The following is a 2,029-nucleotide window of genomic DNA, read 5'->3' on the forward strand; positions in this document are numbered from 1 at the left end:
CTTTATAACAAGGTTCAGCTTTCCCTAGCGCACCAGAGTAACTGTTGTTTTTATTCCCTAGCCATTTCTCACCTTGGTAGAAGTTAACAACTAAATTCTTTACTCCATTAAGATTGATATCGGAATCTTTTACGTAAAAAACATTTTCACTGTCGATCTTTTCGATCAATTTATCTTTTGCATTCCAAGCAACAGGCCAAACACAAGACAGCCGCATTTTATCTGTGTATTTAGACAAACTAGCCAAAGCTAGTTTGATATATTTTTCTTCAACTCCTCGAGTTTGGAAATATTTATAATTGTACTTTTTACTCCTATTTTTCGTCCATGTGACGTTAACATCTAGGTTTAGATAAATTGAACAGGCTAACCTGTGAGCACCATCAATGATACAGCCCTCTACTGATAGGGGTAAGGTTGAGATGGAACTATCAAACCCATTGTCTTGTAAGTTTACAAAAATAGATTTAAAGTCAGACTTAAATCGCTCTAAGCCTGCTTTGGATTCATTCCCATTTTCAATAAGTGTGCCCTCTGTAATTGCATAAATATGTTGCTCATATGCTCTCTTTTTTTCAAGGGATGGACAAAGAAGATGTTCAATGAAAAGTAGTTTGAAGCCAATATCTAATCGATTAGCAGATATTAGGCATCGCGAATTTATAATGCTTTTTTCTTTACTTGCCAACTAAAATCACCTTATTTATATAGACTCTGTTAATTAATAGATACATTATCTCAAATAACACAAAGCTTAAAATTGTCATTGTCAACGAAGAACTAGCAAAGATAGTTATAACAAATATGACCAATGAAAAAACAACAGAGCACAGGTAAACTCGCTGTTTGTTATGCATATTTATAATAACACCATCAACTAAAGTGAACAGCACCATAGCAGGTATAGGCAATACCATTATTGCTATGTTGACAACTCCTTGATACTTCTCTATTAAGCTATAAAAAAATCCGCCTCCCTCATTGACTCTGATAATGAACATTACAGAAAACGAAAATATCATAAAGATTAATGCTATGGTTTTCAGTCTTTCCCTAACGTTTATATACTCATCAACTCCTGAATTTATAATATACTTTGTCAGGGGAGCCATAAACATGTTTCTTAAGCTAAGTACCATATTTACAAATCTCATAACAAAAGAGAAGTGGCCCAATGCCAATAATCCATAGTTTGCTTTTATTATTGTGGTTAAGGATATAAGCACTCCATTTTGGATCAATTGAGAGATCATCATATTAATTCCTCTAGGCACAACTTCTTTAATAAAACTTATATCGAAACACCTGACATCAATGTTTTTCACTATCCAAGTAGAACATAAAGGAAGTGCTAAAGATAACGCTACTATTTGCATAACCCTTATATCAATTAGGGTTATACCTTCAGATATAAAATAGCTCGCCGAAAGAAAAGAAAAGAAAAACAAGAAATAAACAATGTAGTGCTTGGCTAGCTTTTTTATTTGTCCATAACTCACAAAGACCCAGTCTATTAGACAAGAAAAAAGAAATGTGTAAACAGCATTTGTTATTACAACACTCACTTCCTCAGTTAATAACAAGTAACCATGTGATAAAGAAATAAGTAATATTAATACACTCATCTTTATACCCAAAAAATTTGTTACTATCTTCTGGATCGAATTCCTCTTATTTTGAGATTCTTTCGTGAATATACTTGTCAACCCAAGGTTAGATAGAGAAAAACATGCCAAGGATATATATTCTAGATAAGAGAATGCGCCATACTCTTCAACCCCAAGCACTGCGACTAATGATAAATTCAAAGCCATAAGCAACAGCCTTGAGGCTGCAATTGTTAGCGAATCACTTATTAAGATTTTATGTCTAATCACTAGTTAACCCAGACCCGAACATTTAAAGAAATCAAATAACTTTTCATATACTCCTAGCCACATAGAGACGATTTTTTACTATCATTACTTTTTTCTCTAGTTAATTTTTTCCAAAATGCTGCGAAATACTATGATTTTGAAGATACTTGTTG

General features: G+C 32.9%; 1 protein-coding gene and 1 pseudogene. Both read right to left on the reverse strand.

What is annotated here, in order from left to right; genetic code table 11:
* Window positions 1–688: pseudogene (locus BZG75_RS15060) on the reverse strand (hypothetical protein); the annotation flags it as partial.
* Window positions 678–1,814: a hypothetical protein gene (locus BZG75_RS15065; protein WP_077577415.1), complete on the reverse strand. Its 1,137-nt coding sequence runs from the start codon at window positions 1,812–1,814 to the stop codon at window positions 678–680. The gene BZG75_RS15065 and the pseudogene BZG75_RS15060, both read right to left, overlap by 11 nt.
* Window positions 1,815–2,029 lie beyond the last annotated feature (215 nt).

The sequence above is a fragment of the Salinivibrio sp. AR640 genome, assembly GCF_001995405.1.
GTDB lineage: Bacteria > Pseudomonadota > Gammaproteobacteria > Enterobacterales > Vibrionaceae > Salinivibrio > Salinivibrio costicola.

What these genes read in the sequence shown, in the direction of transcription:
- BZG75_RS15065 (WP_077577415.1), bottom strand. Translation starts at nt 1,814, where the DNA reads ATGGCTTTGAATTTATCATTAGTCGCAGTGCTTGGGGTTGAAGAGTAT.